Below are 16,619 nucleotides of genomic sequence, written 5' to 3' on the forward strand. Positions count from 1 at the left end.
AAAAGAAAATAGAATGAAACGAACAATTTTTTTTGCAATCATGGCACTTGCGGCTTTCACTTTCATGTCGTGCGACGATTATGAAACTTACGGCGAGAAGAAAGAGAAAGAGCGTGATGCCATTGCAGCCTATATTGCAGAAAACAACATCAAGGTAATCGACGAGGCCACTTTCACTGCTAACGGAGAAAAGACTTCCGTTGAGAACAATGAATATGTTTATCTTGAAAAGAGCGGCATATACATGCAGATAGAAAGACGTGGTGCCGGGGAGAAACTGGAAGAGAACAAGCAAGTGAACATCCTTTGCCGCTTTGCTGAGTATAACATCAACGACAGTTACTATCAGGCGGGAAATATGAATACCAACACTTATCCTGACAAATTCACCGTACAACGAATAGGAAGCACAATCACAGCTTCGTTTATACAAGGCGTCATGCAGAGCTATTACGGCAATTCTGTGCCCGAAGGTTGGCTCATACCGTTGTTGTATATCAACATCGGACGTCAGACATCGGCCGATGAGGAGATATCAAAGGTGAACCTCATCGTGCCTCATTCCAAAGGTCAGGCTTACGCCCAGCAAAGCGTCTATGCCTGTCATTATGTAATCACTTATCAAAGAGAAAGATGACATTAATTAAATCAATTTCAGGCATACGCGGTACAATCGGCGGTGCTTCCGGCGATACGCTTAATCCACTTGACATCGTAAAATTCACTTCTGCTTACGCCACTTTTATCGCTAGGAATGCAAAGGCAGACCATCGTCCTCGCGTCGTGGTGGGTCGCGATGCACGCATTTCGGGGGAGATGGTGAGAAGTATTGTTTGCGGAACATTGCTCGGTATGGGTTTCGACGTTGTAGACCTTGGACTTGCTACAACTCCGACAACAGAGTTGGCTGTGCGCCATCATAATGCCGATGGTGGCATTATCATCACTGCCAGTCATAATCCTACACAGTGGAACGCATTGAAACTGCTCAACTCTGAGGGCGAGTTTCTGACAGCTGCCGACGGAGCAGAAGTGCTTGATATCGCAGCCCGCGAAGACTTTGTCTATGCAGATGTAGACAATCTCGGTTCTTACACTACAGACAATGATTTCGACTCCTGTCATATAAAAGGCGTACTAGACCTTGAACTTGTTGATGTTGAGGCAGTAAAAGAACGTAAATTCCGCGTGTGTATCGATGCCATCAACAGTGTTGGCGGTGTCATTCTTCCTCGTCTTCTTGATGCCCTCGGAGTGGAGTACACTATACTCAATGGTGAGCCCACAGGTCGTTTTGCCCACAATCCCGAACCGCTAGAGAAGAATCTTCAGGGCATAATGAGCGAGGTGAAAAAAGGAGGTTATGACATGGGTATAGTAGTCGACCCCGACGTCGACCGTCTTGCTTTTATTAGTGAAGACGGTACAATGTTTGGCGAGGAATACACCTTAGTGTCAGTGGCCGACTATGTACTTGGTCACACTCATGGCAACACAGTCAGCAATCTAAGCTCCACACGTGCCCTTCGCGATGTCACCCTTCGTCATGGCGGTCAGTATTTTGCCTCTGCCGTGGGAGAGGTAAACGTGACAACGAAGATGAAGACAGTGAATGCCGTTATAGGCGGCGAGGGCAATGGCGGTGTGATATATCCAGCGAGCCATTATGGTCGCGACGCACTTGTAGGTATAGCCCTGTTCCTTTCTCTCCTTGCAGAGCGCAAGCAGACTCTGACCGAACTTCGTGCCACGCTTCCAGAGTATTTCATAGCCAAAAACCGCATCGACCTCACTCCCGATACAGACATCGACGCCATACTCTTGCGTGTGAAGGAGATGTACGCCAACGAGCAAGTGACAGATATCGACGGTGTGAAGATAGACTTTGCCGACAAGTGGGTTCATCTTCGTAAGTCAAACACTGAACCGATTATCCGTGTCTATAGCGAAGCCTCTTCAATGGACGAGGCCGACAATCTCGGAAAGAAAATAATGAAAATAGTGGAAGAAATGGTTTAATGTGAGCGCACCGCTCCTTATAGTCTACGAGTCCATCAAGATCATGGCCATTGTCCATGTCTTGATGGACAACCGACAGCCCGCCAAGACAATGGCATGGATGTTGGTGATTTATTTTATGCCAGTTGTTGGTTTGTTGTTTTATTTCTTTTTCGGTCGTAACACCCGCCGCGAAAAGTTGATGAGCCAACGTAGCCTTGACCAACTCACCAAGCGCTCCATGCTTGAATTTGTGGTGCAACAAGACCTTCATGTGCCCGAAAACCATCGTGTGACAGTCGACCTTTTCGCCAATCAGAATTTCTGTCTTCCGTTTAAGGATAATGAAGTTGAAATATTCACCGATGGCCATTCTTTTTTCCTAGATCTTATTTCCACTATTGGCAATGCCACTCAAAGTATCCATATCGACATGTATATTTTTGAGGACGACTCCCTTGGCAATCTTCTTTCCGACGTGCTCATCGACAAGTCACGCAAAGGTGTAGAGGTAAGGCTCATCTACGACGATGTGGGTTGTTGGAGGGTAAAGAGAGAATTTTTCGAGAAGATGCGCCAGGAAGGCATTGAGGCTTGGCCTTTTATGCCAGTAAGGTTTCGTTATTTCACGAGTAAGGTTAATTATCGCAACCACCGCAAGATTATCGTGGTTGACGGAAGGGTTGGATATATCGGCGGAATGAATTTGGCTCTTCGTTATGTGAAGGGTAGGGGAGACCGTCCATGGCGCGATACCATGGTGAGAATTACTGGTGGTGGAGTATATGGACTGCAGCGAGCGTTTCTGGTCGATTGGTATTTTGTCGACCGCACCATTATCAGCAACCGCCGTTACTATCCACCTCAGTCAACCTGTAATGTGAACAATTGTATTGCGCAGATTGTGACGAGCACGCCTGTCACCCCATATCCAGAAATCATGAACGGACTTCTCAGCATAATCATGCGTACCCGTAAATATATCTATATCCAGACACCTTATTTCATGCCCAACGAGACTATATTGTCGGCCTTGAAGGCAGCAGTGCTTGCTGGTATCGACGTAAGGGTGATGGTTCCGGTTTCTACCGATGCCTTTTTTGTTCAGTGGGCGCAGCAGTCATACTTGTCCGACCTTGCAGAGATTGGTGCTACGGTATTGTTGTATGAAGGAGGTTTTCTTCATAGTAAGATGTGGGTTGTCGACGATAGCCTTGCCTCATGTGGCTCAACGAATATCGACTTCCGTAGTTTTGAGAACAATTTTGAGGCAAACGTGTTTTTCTATGATTCTTCCACCGCATGTCGTTTCAAGGAAATATTTCTTGAAGACGAGAAACACTGTTCAGCCTTTAATCTCTCCGAGTCTCGCAAGCACCATTTTATTGTTAAGTTGTGGGAAAGTATAACCCGCCTGATGTCGCCTCTGATGTGACAAGCCTTTTCGTTTTAATGAAGGTTAAAAGTAGTGTGAGATGAAGGAAAAAGGACCTTTCTGCTGCTTTTTTTGTATGAAAATGAAGCAGTTTCATCACTTTTTTCATTAAATAAGCGGATAATTCATTTTTTTTGTGTAAGTTTGCAGAAATTATTAATATTTTTTATTTATGAAAGAGTTTCTCAAGTATGTATTAGCGACTGTTATCGGCATTTTGACATTCGCTATTGTTATCGGCATTATCAGTGTCATCTCCATCATGGGTATGGTGGCTTCACAGGAAGCAACCACTGTAGTAAAGGAAAAATCGGTACTCGTATTGCCTCTGTCCGGTATAGTGACAGAGCGTTCAGACGGAAATCCCTTTGGACAAATGATAGGTGGCGCAGCCGAGAGTGTCGGTCTTGACGATATGCTCTATGCCATCAAGAGGGCTAAGACTGAGGACGACATCAAGGGAATATATATCGAGGCTGGATTGTTCTCGCCAGATTCTCCAGCTTCGTGCCAGGCATTGCGCAATGCGCTCGTTGATTTTAAGAAGAGCGGCAAGTGGATAGTGGCTTACGGCGACCAGTACACACAATCATCGTATTACGTGGCTTCAGTGGCCGACGAGGTGCTGCTCAATCCTTACGGAACGGTGGATTGGCACGGACTGAGTGCGCAGCCCATGTTCTACAAAGACCTGCTTGCAAAGGTGGGCGTGAAGATGCAGATTGTAAAGGTGGGTAAGTTCAAGAGTGCCACAGAAGTATTTACCGAAGATCAAATGAGCGACGCTAATCGCCTTCAGACTTCAAAGTACCTCACTGGTATATGGAACTCCATAGTGGGAGACGTTGCTGCCAGCCGTAAGATACCAGTAGCCAAACTCAACGAGTATGCCGACAGTCTCGTGACATTCGACGACCCGAAGTCTCTTGTGGAGAAAAAATTAGTTGACAAACTCCTCTATACCGACGAGGTGAAGAAAACTATTAAGAAACGTCTTGGTCTTGACGACGATGAGGTTGTAAACCAGATGTCAGTCATCGACATGGTGAATCTGCCGGCAGTGAAAAACAATTCCGACAATAAGATAGCCGTGTATTATGCTTACGGCGATGTAGTCGATAGCGAGATGGGACAGACAGGTAACGTTATCTGCGGCCCCACAGTGTCGAAGGACCTTGAAGAACTCATGAACGACGACGATGTGAAAGCCGTTGTTCTCCGTGTGAACTCTCCCGGAGGAAGTGCCTATGCCTCAGAGCAGATATGGAATGCCGTAAGAAAGCTCAAGGCCAAGAAGCCTGTTGTGGTTTCCATGGGCGGTTATGCTGCATCTGGTGGTTATTACATCAGTTGTGCCGCCAATTATATCGTAGCCGAGCCCACCACACTTACCGGCAGCATAGGCATTTTTGGAATGTTCCCTGATGTGAGCGACTTGATGACCCAGAAGCTCGGGCTGAAGTTTGATGTTGTGAAGACAAACACACACAGCGACTTTGGTAATGTTTCGCGTCCTTATTCACCAGAAGAGATAACCATTCTTCAGAGATATATCGACAGAGGGTATGGCCAGTTCCTTAATCGTGTAGCAGAGGGCAGAAAGATGAATAAGGCCGATGTGCATGAGATTGCTCAGGGACGAGTTTGGCTAGGACAGGATGCCAAGAAGATAAAGCTTGTCGACGCTCTTGGCGGAATAGATGTAGCTGTGACAAAGGCGGCTGAACTTGCCAAGTTGGGCACCGACTACAAGACCAAGTCCTATCCAGCTGCTCCTGACTTCCTTGATCAGTTGTTTAGCAGTTTAGGTAACAATGGCGGCAACTATCTTGACGAGCAGATAAAAGCTACGCTTGGTGAGTATTACGAACCGGTGAAGCTTATAAAGAATGTCAAAGGTCAACATCCTTTACAGACACGCATGCCATATTATTTGGTAATAAAGTAACTCAACTTTTGCAATAAAGGGAAGTAATTGGGAGTTAAGGAGTTAAGGAGTTAAGGAGTTAAGGAGTTAAGGAGTTAAGCCAAATGCGAAACTTAAATAAATTAACTCTACTTTGGGTAGTAAGGTATGGAAGGACAAAAATCCTGAAACAATGGAAGGCGATTTTATAAAGATAAACGAATGGCTTCTTCCCCTAAGCTGGCTATACGGCTTAGGGGTAAGGCTACGTAATTTTTGTTTTGATGTAGGACTGCTGAAGTCGCATAGCTTCGATATCCCGGTCATCTCTGTTGGTAATATCACGGTGGGCGGAACAGGCAAGACACCACATGTGGAGTATCTTGTGTCGTTGTTGCGCAAACATGCTTCAGTGGCAGTGCTCAGCCGAGGCTATAAGCGTAAGAGCCATGGTTTTATCATTGCCGACTCTTCAGCCACGGCACGCCTCATTGGCGACGAGCCGATGCAAATGAAGAAGAAGTTTGGCGACATAACAGTGGCAGTAGACAAAGACCGTGTCAACGGCATTCGTCGCCTTACAGACGGTAAGACAGTGAAAGATATCGATGTCGTCCTTCTCGACGATGCCTTTCAGCATCGTTATGTCAAGCCAGGCATAAATATCTTGCTTGTTGACTATCATCGTCTGATTATCTACGACAAGCTCTTGCCGGCAGGACGTTTGCGCGAGCCCCTCAATGGAAAGAACCGCGCCGACATAGTGATAGTGACGAAGTGTCCCAAGGACTTGAAGCCCATGGAGTTTCGTGTCATCACTAAGGCCATGAACCTTTTCCCCTATCAGCATCTCTACTTCACGACCTTAGTCTACGACAACCTCTGTCCGGTGTTCTGCGGCAAGGAACGTCCGCTTAGCAGCATTACGCCCGACATAAACGTCCTTTTGCTTACAGGCATAGCTTCGCCCAAGCAGCTTGCAGTCGACCTTGAGCCATATACAAAGCACATTCACAAGCTCACGTTCTCCGACCATCACCGGTTCACTTCAGCCGACGTCGACCTCATCAACAACACCTATGCCTCCTTGCCTCATCCCAAGCTAATAGTCACCACCGAGAAGGATACGACTCGCTTGTTGGAGACAGAAGGACTTAGCGAGGATGTGCGTCACAATATGTACGCTCTTCCCGTTAAGATAGCCTTTATGGAGAATCAAGAAAAGTTTAACGAAAATATTATAGGTTATGTACGAAAAAATTCAAGAAACAGCATCTTGGCTAAAACAAAGGATGACAACAAGTCCCGAAACAGCCATAATTCTGGGAACAGGCCTCGGACAATTAGCTTCCGAAATCACTGATTCCTACGAGTATTCATATAGTGATATACCCAATTTCCCTGTATCTACAGTGGAAGGCCACGCAGGCAAACTGATTTTCGGCAAGCTGGGCGACAAGGACATTATGGCCATGGAAGGCCGTTTCCACTACTATGAGGGCTACTCCATGAAAGAGGTCACCTTCCCCATTCGTGTGATGTATGAATTGGGCATAAAGACCCTGTTTGTAAGCAATGCCTCCGGTGGAATGAATCCTGAGTTCAAGATTGGCGACCTTATGATTATCACCGACCATATCAACTTCTTCCCCGAGCATCCTCTTCGTGGAAAGAATTTTCCCCCAGGTCCTCGTTTCCTCGACATGCACGAGACCTACGATCTTGGCTTGATAGCCCAAGCCGACAAGATAGCCGAGGAGAAGGGTATTCGTGTGGTACACGGAGTGTATATCGGTGTGACAGGCCCAACCTATGAGACTCCTGCCGAATATAAGATGTATCATCGTTTAGGTGCCGATGCAGTGGGCATGAGCACTGTTCCAGAGGTTATTGTGGCCCATCATTGTGGCATAAAGACCTTCGGTATCAGCATCATCACCGACCTCGGTCTTGAGGACACTCCGGTGGAGGTGAGCCACGAGGAGGTGCAGATTGCCGCCAACAACGCTCAGCCGCTGATGACGGAAATCATGCGTGAGATGATCAACAGGTGCTGATAGAGTCTCACATCTCTTTTTTCAACGGGTTCCATCCCTGAGCTTTTAGGTCGAATTCTTGGTCATCACGTGTGACAAGTATTCGGCCTAAACTTTCTTTTGTGACATGTCCGATAAGTTTTACGTCGTCCAAGGCTTGTATTTTCTCATGGTCGCCAATGGGCACTGTAAACAGCAGTTCGTAGTCTTCACCTCCGTTCAGTGCGCATGTGGTGACGTTCATGTTTAGTTCTTCCGCCATTACTGCCGTCTGGTAGTCGATGGGCAGGTTTTTTTCGAATATCCTACATCCTACATGGCTCTGAGAGCAAATGTGAATAAGTTCACTGCTCAGTCCGTCGCTTATGTCCATCATAGCCGTAGGCTTGATGTTTGCGTCTCTAAGTTTTTTTATTATGTCGCCTCTAGCCTCGCTCCTCAGTTGTCGTTGCAGCAAGTATTCCTTTCCGGCGAAGTCAGGGCTGAATTGTGAGAGTTCTTCCAGCAATCTTTTGTTACCTTTTTTCTTTGCCTCTTCCACCTGTTGGTAGTAAACCGTTTTCTCTCTTTCCAGCAGTTGCAGTCCCATGTATGCAGCGCCGAGGTCACCGCTCACGCAAATGAGGTCAGTTTCCTTGGCACCGTTTCTGTACACGATGTCTTCCTTGTCAGCTTCTCCGATGCAAGTTATGGATATGGCCAGTCCAGTATACGAAGAAGTGGTGTCGCCTCCTATGATGTCTACGTTCCATTTGTCGCAAGCCATTCTCAGTCCTTGATAGAAGTTGTCGATGTCTTCCACTTTGAATCTCTTGCTCAAAGCCATCGAAACGGTCATCTGTCGAGGATATCCGTTCATGGCGAAAATGTCGCTAATGTTCACCATGGCCGCCTTATATCCTAACGACACCATGTCGATATATGTAAGGTCAAAATGTACGCCTTCCATAAGCATGTCTGTCGTAACCAGTGTTTCCTTGTTTCCATAATGCAATACGGCGCAGTCGTCTCCTACGCCATATAAAGTGGAAAGGTTTTTCGGCTCGTGGCCGTCGGTAAGCCTTTTTATAAGTCCAAACTCACCGAGAGCAGAAATGTCTGTCATGTTCTGTTGTGTTATAATTGTTGTTTATAGCTCAAAGCTGCACCTATGGCAGTGCAGAATACCGAATGTTTCGGTATGTGGAAGTTCACACCATATAGTTTAGCCATTGCCGGGAATATGTCGTTGCATTGCGGCAGCAGTGTGAGGTTTCCGATGAGAATATATTCGTTAATTCCCGTACCTTGTCCTGCAAGAATCGCCGCGCTTCCTATAGACTGCAGGACGAGGCATACCAGTCCCTTTGCAATGTCCTCTTGGGAAGTGTTGCTTTGAGCCTTTCCGAATAAAGAGGCAGTTGCGTCCATGGGCAATCCCGGTAGAGGTTTTGCGCTGATGTCGCCAATGAGCAAGTTGATGTTCCCCAAGTTTCCTCTAGTTGCAATCTCCGATACAAACTTGATGTCGTTTGTATTAAGCAGCAGCCTGGAAAGACCTTGCAGCGTTCCCCCTCCAGTTCCAATACCTCCAATGTGTTCCATGTTGCATCCCTCGCATTTCACGAATGAAGTGCCCGTTCCCATGCTCACCACAATGGCTTTGTCAATTCCCGACTCATAACGAGCCCCGAGTCCGTCAGCCACAAATTCGTCGCATTTTGATGTCGGAAGTCCATAAATAGGTTGTGATATATATTCGCTTCCCACTCCTGTGAGTATTACGTGGTCAATGTCTTCAAGTCTAAAATTATTGTCGTGGAGGTATTTTCCGAAAGCCCCATAAAGCGAGGTGACAGGGTCTACTGCGGTGATACGTATAGGCGACACTACTTCGCCATCCATTATTCCCACTATTTTTGTAGTGCTGATGCCTACGTCTATTCCTATTAGCATATTTGGATTGTTGATGGTTTGTATATAAAAGAGGGAACCCCTGTCGCCGAAGCTAAACAGGGGTTCTAATGAAAGGAGGAGTGGTACCACCAGGAATCGAACCGGGGACACAAGGATTTTCAGTCCTTTGCTCTACCAACTGAGCTATGGCACCTTTTTGTTGTTGAGAAGCTTGATGTTTGGTAGCTTTCTCGTTTGCGGTTGCAAAGGTACGAACTATTTCTGGAATAAAAAAATATTTCAGCGGAAAACTACTTTCTTTTATATTCTGTTAACAAAAGTCTTTTGTATTGCGTCTTTCTTTTACATAAATTTACACTTTTGGTGTATATATAGTAATTATGTTATGATAGTCTATTATTTTCTTTTCCATTGAAATAATGTATTTTTCTTGCATATTTCACAGAAATGTAGTAACTTCGCAGCGCAAAAACGGACAATGCCATAAAATTATGGCTACACCATATTAATAATATATAAACTTAAAACATGGGTGGTATATTTGGAACCATATCAAAAAAAGACTGTGTAAACGACTTGTTTTATGGCACAGACTATAATTCCCATCTTGGGACAAAGAGAGCCGGAATGGTGACGTTTGACTCTGAGAAAGGTTTTTCAAGGTCAATACACAGTCTCGAACGCGATTATTTTCGCTCTAAGTTTGAAGACGAGTTAGACAGTTTTGAAGGTTGTCAGGGCCTTGGTGTCATCAGCGACACCGATCCTCAGCCGATAATAGTGAATTCTCACCTCGGACGCTATGCTGTGGTGACAGTGGCGAAGATCAACAATCAGCGCGACATTGCCGAAGAACTATTGTCGCAAGGCATGCACTTCAGTGAGATGTCGGCAAACAAGATTAACCAGACAGAACTTGTAGCTTTGCTCATAAATATGGGTAAGGACTTTGTTGACGGCATCAACAAGGTGTTTTCAAAAATTGATGGTTCTTGCACTATGCTTGTGCTTACCGAGGACGGCATCATTGCCGCTCGCGATTATACAGGCCGCACTACACTTGTCATTGGTCGTCGCGACGACTCCTATGCCGTGACAAGCGAGACTACGGCATTTCCCAACCTCGACTACAAGACAGTGCGCGACGTGGCTCCTGGAGAGATAATCAGGCTTCGTGCCGACAGTATGGAAGTACTTCAGGGCGAGTCGGGTTGCAGTCAGATATGCTCTTTCCTTTGGGTATATTATGGTTTTCCTGCCAGCGACTATGAAGGCATCAATACAGAGTATGTACGAGAGCGTTGCGGAAAGATGCTTGGTGAGGAAGATGAAACCGAGGCCGACTTGGTGTGTGGCATTCCCGATTCAGGAGTGGGCTTTGCCCTTGGTTATGCAGAAGGTCATAACGTGCCCTACAAGCGAGCTGTGCTGAAATACACTCCCACATGGCCACGCAGTTTTACCCCTGGCAGTCAGTCGCGTCGCGACCTTGTGGCAAAGATGAAACTCATTCCCAATCGTGCCATCATGAAAGACCAGCGCGTTGTGTTCTGCGACGATTCCATTGTGCGTGGTACACAGTTGCGCGACAATGTCCGCACGTTTTTCGACTGTGGAGCAAAGGAGGTTCATGCCCGCATATCCTGTCCTCCGCTAGTATACGGTTGTCCGTTCATAGGATTCACCTCTTCAAAGAGCGACCTTGAGCTCATCACCCGCCGCATAATCCGCGACTTTGAGGGCGACGAGAATGCCAAGCTCGAAAAATATTCCACTACCGACTCACCGGAGTATAAGCGTATGGTCGACGAGATAGCCCGCCGCCTTGGTCTTACCACACTGCGTTTCAACAAGATAGAAACGTTGATAGAGTCAATAGGTTTGCCAAAGTGCAAGGTTTGCACCCACTGCTTCGATGGAAGCAGCAAGTGCTGTCATCCCTCACGATAAAAATCCAGAGCTTCGCAGATGTCTTCCTTTGAAGCCGTCTGGTTGATGCGAATGTCACCAATACCGCCGAGTAAAGTGAAATTGATCACGCCGGCGGTATTTTTTTTGTCGTGCGTCATCAGTTCAAGAAGTTCCTCATAGTTGTCGCAAGTGATTCCCATGCGTCCATAGTGTTCGCGTATGTACCGCACTGTGGCATGCATTTTTTCTGTCGGGAATCCAGCTTTCACTGCGCTCAAGTATAGCTCGCACACTATTCCGTAAGCCACGGCATGTCCGTGAAGAATAGGGTTTCGCCGCATGGCAAACGACTCGAAGGCGTGGCCTATGGTATGTCCCACGTTAAGAGCTTTTCTTATGCCGTGTTCGAAAGGGTCGTCGAGCACTATGCGTTGTTTGACAGCCACCGATTCAGCCACCATTCGTCTCAGTTGGTTGAGGTCAGGGTTGAGAATGTCGAATGTCAGCAGTTCAGTCCACATCTGTTCGTTGTTGATGAGTCCGTGCTTAATCATTTCGGCATATCCTGAGCATAGGTTGTCGTTGTCCATGGTTTTGAGGAATTCTGTGTCGAGTATCACTGCGTCGGCATTGTTAAACACGCCGATTTCGTTTTTCAGTCCCCCGAAGTTTATTCCCGTCTTCCCTCCCACCGATGCGTCCACCATCGAAAGCAGTGTAGTTGGAATGTTTATAAATTTCACACCTCTTTTGAATGTTGACGCGGCAAAACCTCCCAGGTCGGTCACCATGCCTCCTCCGAGGTTTACCAAGAGTGAGTGTCGTGTAGCTCCGCCGTTTTGCATTTCCTGCCACACATGAGTTATTGTGTCGAGATTCTTGTGAGTGTCGGTAGGTTCAATCACAATCACTTTTGCCTTTTTCACCGGGTTGATGTCGCTGATGAGAGGCAGGCAGCATTCTTGTGTGGTTGTGTCGCAGAGCACAAACAGACGGTCGTGGTCAGTTTTTTCAATCTCGTTTCCGAGTTGTTTCTTAATATTGTCGGATATTATTACTTTTTGAGCTTCCATGAAGTTATTTTTATTTACCTCCCTTGTCCGCTATATTACTTGTCGTAAGCGTGTACGGGATAGTCTATTGTGTAGTGCAGTCCTCTGCATTCTTTTCTTTCTATGGCCCATCGTGTGATGAGGTATCCCACGTTGATCATGTTGCGTAGTTCGCAGATGTCTCTGCTTGCCTTCACGCGTTTGAAGAGGTTTTCGGTTTCTTCGTATAGCATGTCGAGTCGGTCCCAGGCACGTTTAAGTCTGAGGTCGCTTCTTACTATTCCCACGTAGTTTGACATTATCTCTCCCACCTCTTTCACGCTTTGTGTTATGAGCACTTTTTCCTCGTTGGTGAGTGTACCTTCGTCGTTCCATTCCGGCACTTTCTCATTGAAGTCGTATAGGTCTACGTGTTCAAGTGAGTGTTTGGCTGCAGTGTCGGCATACACCACTGCTTCAATCAGTGAATTGCTGGCCAGTCGGTTTCCTCCGTGCAGTCCGGTGCAGGAGCATTCTCCGAGGGCGTAGAGTCTGTCGATGCTCGATAGTCCGTTAAGGTCCACCTTTATTCCTCCGCACATGTAGTGTGCAGCCGGCCTTACAGGAATGTAGTCAGATGTGATGTCAATTCCCATCGACTTGCATTTTTGGTAGATGTTAGGGAAGTGTCGTTTTGTTTCCTCAGGGTCTTTGTGTGTCACGTCGAGGCAGACGTGGTCCAGGCCGTGAATTTTCATTTCCTTGTCTATAGCCCGTGCCACAATGTCTCTTGGAGCCAGCGAGAGTCTCTCGTCATATTTTTCCATGAAGGTATTTCCGTTAGGCAGTTTCAGTATGCCACCATATCCTCTCATGGCCTCGGTGATGAGGTATGCCGGATGTGTCTCTCCTGGATGATACAGAGCCGTAGGGTGGAACTGTACGAATTCCATGTCAGCCACAGTACCTTTAGCCCTGTATACCATGGCCTCTCCGTCGCCGGTAGCAATCACGGGGTTGGTAGTCGTTTGGTACACCGCCCCGCATCCTCCGGTACACATTACGGTGACCTTGCTGAGGTATGTGTCCACCTTTTCGGTTTCCGGGTTAAGCACGTAAGCTCCGTAGCAGTGAATATATGGTGTTCTTCTTGTCACCCTTGCACCGAGATGGTGTTGTGTAATGATTTCCACGGCGAAATGGTTTTCCTTTACCGTGATGTCCGGACAGTTTCTCACAGCCTCCATCAGTCCTCTCTGTATCTCCGCTCCGGTGTCGTCTTTGTGGTGTAGTATTCTGAACTCCGAGTGTCCTCCCTCTCTGTGCAAGTCAAACTCACCGTTGTCCTTCCTGTCGAAGTTCACCCCCCAATTCACGAGTTCCTTGATTTGCTCCGGTGCTTTTTTCACCACCAGTTCCACCGCTTTAGGGTCGCTGATGTAGTCACCGGCAATCATAGTGTCCTCTATGTGCTTTTCGAAGTTGTCAAGCTTCAAGTTAGTGACCGAAGCCACTCCACCTTGTGCAAACGATGTGTTGGCCTCGTCGAGCGAAGTCTTGCATATCATGCACACCTTACCTTTGTGCGCTCTTGCTACTTTAAGGGCGTAACTCATACCGGCGACACCAGCGCCGATAATCAGAAAGTCATATTTGAAAACCATATCGTTTTACTGTAAATGCTATAAATCATGGTGCAAAATTAAGTATTTTTATTTATTTACGCAAAACGTTTGCCATTATTTTTGCGTTTCGGCCAATTTTCATTAACTTTGCACAGTTTTTTATTGACCAAATGAAAAAGATTGTACACATATTAGCATTTTTCCTCATGGCGATGGTGTCTGCGATGGGTGTACAGGCACAGATTGTTTTGCCTGACCACGACCAGCCTACAGTACATTCCGACATGAGTGCCGACCATGAAGACAGCGACACGTCGGCTCGCGACACCATAGCCCTCGTCGCCGACTCCCTCGCCCTCGACTCCCTCTTGCCTGATGATTCATTATCAGCATCTTCCCCTTGGCCCCAAAATCTCTGTCGCCGTCTTGATGCACTTGTCGACCACAGCATGTTTGAGACCTCACAGCTTGGTCTGATGGTCTATGACCTCACTGCCGACAGTGCCCTTTACACCCGTGGACATCGTCAGTTGCTACGTCCCGCCTCTACAATGAAGCTTGTCACGGCCATAGCCGCCATCGACAAGTTGGGAGGCTCTTACCAGTTTCGCACCTCTCTTTATTATACAGGCCGTGTAGACTCCGGCACTCTCACGGGCGATATCTATTGCGTTGGCGGTTTCGACCCCCTTTTCAATTCCGACGACATGAAGGCCTTTGTCGACCGCATAAAGTCAATGGGTGTCGACACCATACGCGGACGCATCCTTGCCGACCGCACCATGAAGAGTGCCGACCTGCTTGGCGAGGGATGGTGCTGGGACGACGACAATCCGGTACTCTCGCCCCTTCTTGTGTCTCGTCATGACGATTTTCTGTCTCGTTTTGAACAGGAGCTGAGTGAAGTAGGCATTGTGCTGGATGTTACCACCGGAGAGTCATCAGTCCCCAACGGAGCCTACATTGTGTGCTCCCGTTTCCACACCATCGACCAGGTACTCATGCGCATGATGAAAGATAGCGACAACCTCTATGCCGAGTCACTCTTCTACCAGCTGGCCGCTTCAGGAGGCAACAGGCCCGCCGAGGCAAGGCATGCCCGCCAAGCCATATCGCGACTGATAAGGAAAGTGGGTCTCGACCCCACTCGTTACAAGATAGCCGATGGCAGCGGTCTCTCGCTCTACAACTATCTTACAGCCGAACTGGAGGTAGCCTTGTTGCGTTATGCCTATCGCAATGCCGACATCTACATCCATCTCTATCCCTCGCTGCCCATAGCCGGTGTCGACGGAACACTCAAGCGGCGCATGCGTGGTGGTTTTGCCTCAGGCAATGTTCACGCCAAGACAGGCACTCTTACGTGCATCACTTCGCTTGCCGGATATTGCACAGCCGCCAATGGCCATGTGCTTGCGTTTTCCATCATCAACCAAGGCGTAATCCACGACTCCAACGGCCGCTCGTTTCAAAACCGGGTGTGTGAGGCGATGTGTAGGCCGTAGATAAGGAGTTAAGGAGTTAAGAAGTTAAGGAGTTAAGGAGTTAAACAACAACAATATGGAACAGATAAGAATCACAATCGAGCAATGGTGTCAAATGTGTGGCATCTCAACATCCTTGTCGGTATATTCAGCCGATATAGTACTTGTCCTCTCAGCCCTGTTTCTCTCCTGGCTGTCTTTCATCCTTTGCCACCGCATAGTGCTTCCGCTTACAGTGCGCATCACTGAGAAGACCCAGGCCGAATGGGACGATGTCCTTCTCAATCCACATACGCTGAAGAAAGCCTGCATGATAGTGCCGGCAATAGTCATTTGGATGCTCATTCCGCATATCTTCTATCGCTATCCTGTGATGGAACTGATACTTGAGCGGGTCACATCTATATATATCACCCTTGTTTCCACAAAGTTAGGACTGGCCATTATCAATTCTATCAGAGAGCTCGACGCCGACCATCGCAGTGCCCGCCACCAGTATATGCTCACGTTTTGCGGAGTGTTGAAGATTATCGTCATCTTCTTCGCCGTCATAGCCATAGTGTCAATCGTTATCGATCGCAGCCCGCTTCACCTTCTTGCCGGTCTTGGTGCCACGTCGGCAGTGCTCATGCTCGTGTTTAAGGACACCATCTCAGGACTTGTGGCAGGAATACGCCTCACGAGCAACGACATGTTGCACAAGGGCGACTGGATAACGGTCAGCAAGGCTGGAGTCAACGGAGTGGTCGACGACATCACACTCACCACTGTCAAGGTACGCAATTTCGACAACACCACGGTGACCATCACCCCTCAGACATTGGTTGACGAATCGTTCCAAAACTGGAACACAATGACTCAGGGCGAAGGGCGTCGGGTGGCAAGAAGAGTGTATATCGACTTCAGGTCAATACGTCGCTTCGACCTGGATTTACGCCAACGGGTGATGAGGAATCACTATTTGGACAAAAAGTTTGTCACAATGGACGAAATAACCGACGACAATATAAATCTCACCACTTTCCGCCGCTATGTCGACCGCTACCTGGCCACCCTTCCTGAGATTAACACCGACATGCTTTATATGGTTCGCCAACTGGATTCGACTCCCACGGGTCTTCCACTCGAGTTCTATTTCTTCCTTCACGAGAAATCGTGGAAAAGCTATGAGAACATCATGGACGACATACTCGAACAGCTGTATGTGGCGATGAGAGATTTCGGTTTGCATGTGTTCCAATATAATAATATAAGGTGACACTCCGACTGACAAAATGTCACACCTTGTCAGTTTGGC

The 16,619-nt window shown here is 47.4% G+C and carries 13 protein-coding genes and 1 tRNA gene; 9 read left to right on the top strand and 5 right to left on the bottom strand.

Features of this window, described 5'->3' with window-relative positions:
- Window positions 1-13 precede the first annotated feature (13 nt).
- The 6 genes from CIK98_RS12035 (at window position 14) to CIK98_RS12060 (ending at window position 7,396) form a co-directional block, all read left to right on the top strand.
- Window positions 14-637, top strand: coding sequence for a DUF4827 domain-containing protein (locus CIK98_RS12035; RefSeq protein WP_094384556.1), 624 nt, complete (start codon window positions 14-16; stop codon window positions 635-637).
- The gene (gene glmM / locus CIK98_RS12040) at window positions 634-2,019 is read left to right on the top strand and encodes a phosphoglucosamine mutase (protein ID WP_094384558.1); all 1,386 of its coding nucleotides are present in this window, start codon (window positions 634-636) and stop codon (window positions 2,017-2,019) included. Before CIK98_RS12035 ends, glmM begins: the two co-directional genes overlap by 4 nt.
- Before the next feature lies 1 nt (window position 2,020).
- Entirely contained in the window at window positions 2,021-3,433 is a 1,413-nt protein-coding gene (gene cls, locus CIK98_RS12045) for a cardiolipin synthase (protein WP_256387774.1), read from the top strand.
- 172 nt (window positions 3,434-3,605) lie between these two features.
- Window positions 3,606-5,381 carry a signal peptide peptidase SppA gene (sppA, locus tag CIK98_RS12050; RefSeq protein ID WP_094384560.1) on the top strand — a complete coding sequence of 592 codons (1,776 nt, stop codon included), beginning with the start codon at window positions 3,606-3,608 and terminating at the stop codon, window positions 5,379-5,381.
- Window positions 5,382-5,532: 151 nt separating this feature from the next.
- Window positions 5,533-6,702 carry a tetraacyldisaccharide 4'-kinase gene (gene lpxK / locus CIK98_RS12055; RefSeq protein ID WP_141210533.1) on the top strand — a complete coding sequence of 390 codons (1,170 nt, stop codon included), beginning with the start codon at window positions 5,533-5,535 and terminating at the stop codon, window positions 6,700-6,702.
- The gene (locus CIK98_RS12060; protein ID WP_094384564.1) at window positions 6,587-7,396 is read left to right on the top strand and encodes a purine-nucleoside phosphorylase; all 810 of its coding nucleotides are present in this window, start codon (window positions 6,587-6,589) and stop codon (window positions 7,394-7,396) included. The genes lpxK and CIK98_RS12060 overlap by 116 nt, the downstream gene beginning before the upstream one ends.
- Before the next feature lie 7 nt (window positions 7,397-7,403).
- On the opposite strand, the gene thiL is transcribed toward CIK98_RS12060, so the two are convergent.
- The 3 genes from thiL to CIK98_RS12075 form a co-directional block, all read right to left on the bottom strand.
- Entirely contained in the window at window positions 7,404-8,480 is a 1,077-nt protein-coding gene (thiL, locus tag CIK98_RS12065) for a thiamine-phosphate kinase (protein WP_094384566.1), read from the bottom strand.
- Window positions 8,481-8,491: 11 nt separating this feature from the next.
- The gene (gene coaW / locus CIK98_RS12070; protein WP_094384568.1) at window positions 8,492-9,310 is read right to left on the bottom strand and encodes a type II pantothenate kinase; all 819 of its coding nucleotides are present in this window, start codon (window positions 9,308-9,310) and stop codon (window positions 8,492-8,494) included.
- Between the two features lie 81 nt (window positions 9,311-9,391).
- Window positions 9,392-9,464, bottom strand: a tRNA-Phe gene (locus tag CIK98_RS12075).
- Window positions 9,465-9,799: 335 nt separating this feature from the next.
- Here CIK98_RS12075 and CIK98_RS12080 point away from each other — a divergent pair.
- A complete protein-coding gene (locus CIK98_RS12080) occupies window positions 9,800-11,221 on the top strand; it encodes an amidophosphoribosyltransferase (protein ID WP_094384570.1) in 1,422 nt (473 codons plus the stop codon).
- On the opposite strand, the gene aroB is transcribed toward CIK98_RS12080, so the two are convergent.
- Together aroB and nadB are read right to left on the bottom strand one after the other, a co-directional pair.
- Window positions 11,206-12,255, bottom strand: coding sequence for a 3-dehydroquinate synthase (aroB, locus tag CIK98_RS12085; RefSeq protein WP_094384572.1), 1,050 nt, complete (start codon window positions 12,253-12,255; stop codon window positions 11,206-11,208). The genes CIK98_RS12080 and aroB overlap by 16 nt on opposite strands.
- A gap of 35 nt (window positions 12,256-12,290) precedes the next feature.
- Window positions 12,291-13,877, bottom strand: a complete 1,587-nt coding sequence (gene nadB / locus CIK98_RS12090; RefSeq protein WP_094384574.1) for an L-aspartate oxidase — start codon at window positions 13,875-13,877, stop codon at window positions 12,291-12,293.
- A gap of 131 nt (window positions 13,878-14,008) precedes the next feature.
- Between nadB and dacB the strand changes: the two genes are divergently transcribed.
- Together dacB and CIK98_RS12100 are read left to right on the top strand one after the other, a co-directional pair.
- Entirely contained in the window at window positions 14,009-15,343 is a 1,335-nt protein-coding gene (gene dacB / locus CIK98_RS12095; RefSeq protein ID WP_094384576.1) for a D-alanyl-D-alanine carboxypeptidase/D-alanyl-D-alanine-endopeptidase, read from the top strand.
- Between the two features lie 55 nt (window positions 15,344-15,398).
- Complete coding sequence (locus tag CIK98_RS12100; RefSeq protein WP_094384578.1) at window positions 15,399-16,580, top strand: mechanosensitive ion channel family protein; 1,182 nt, start codon at window positions 15,399-15,401, stop codon at window positions 16,578-16,580.
- Window positions 16,581-16,619 lie beyond the last annotated feature (39 nt).

Origin of the sequence: Prevotella sp. P2-180, from assembly GCF_002251435.1 — a bacterium.
Lineage (GTDB): Bacteria > Bacteroidota > Bacteroidia > Bacteroidales > Bacteroidaceae > Prevotella.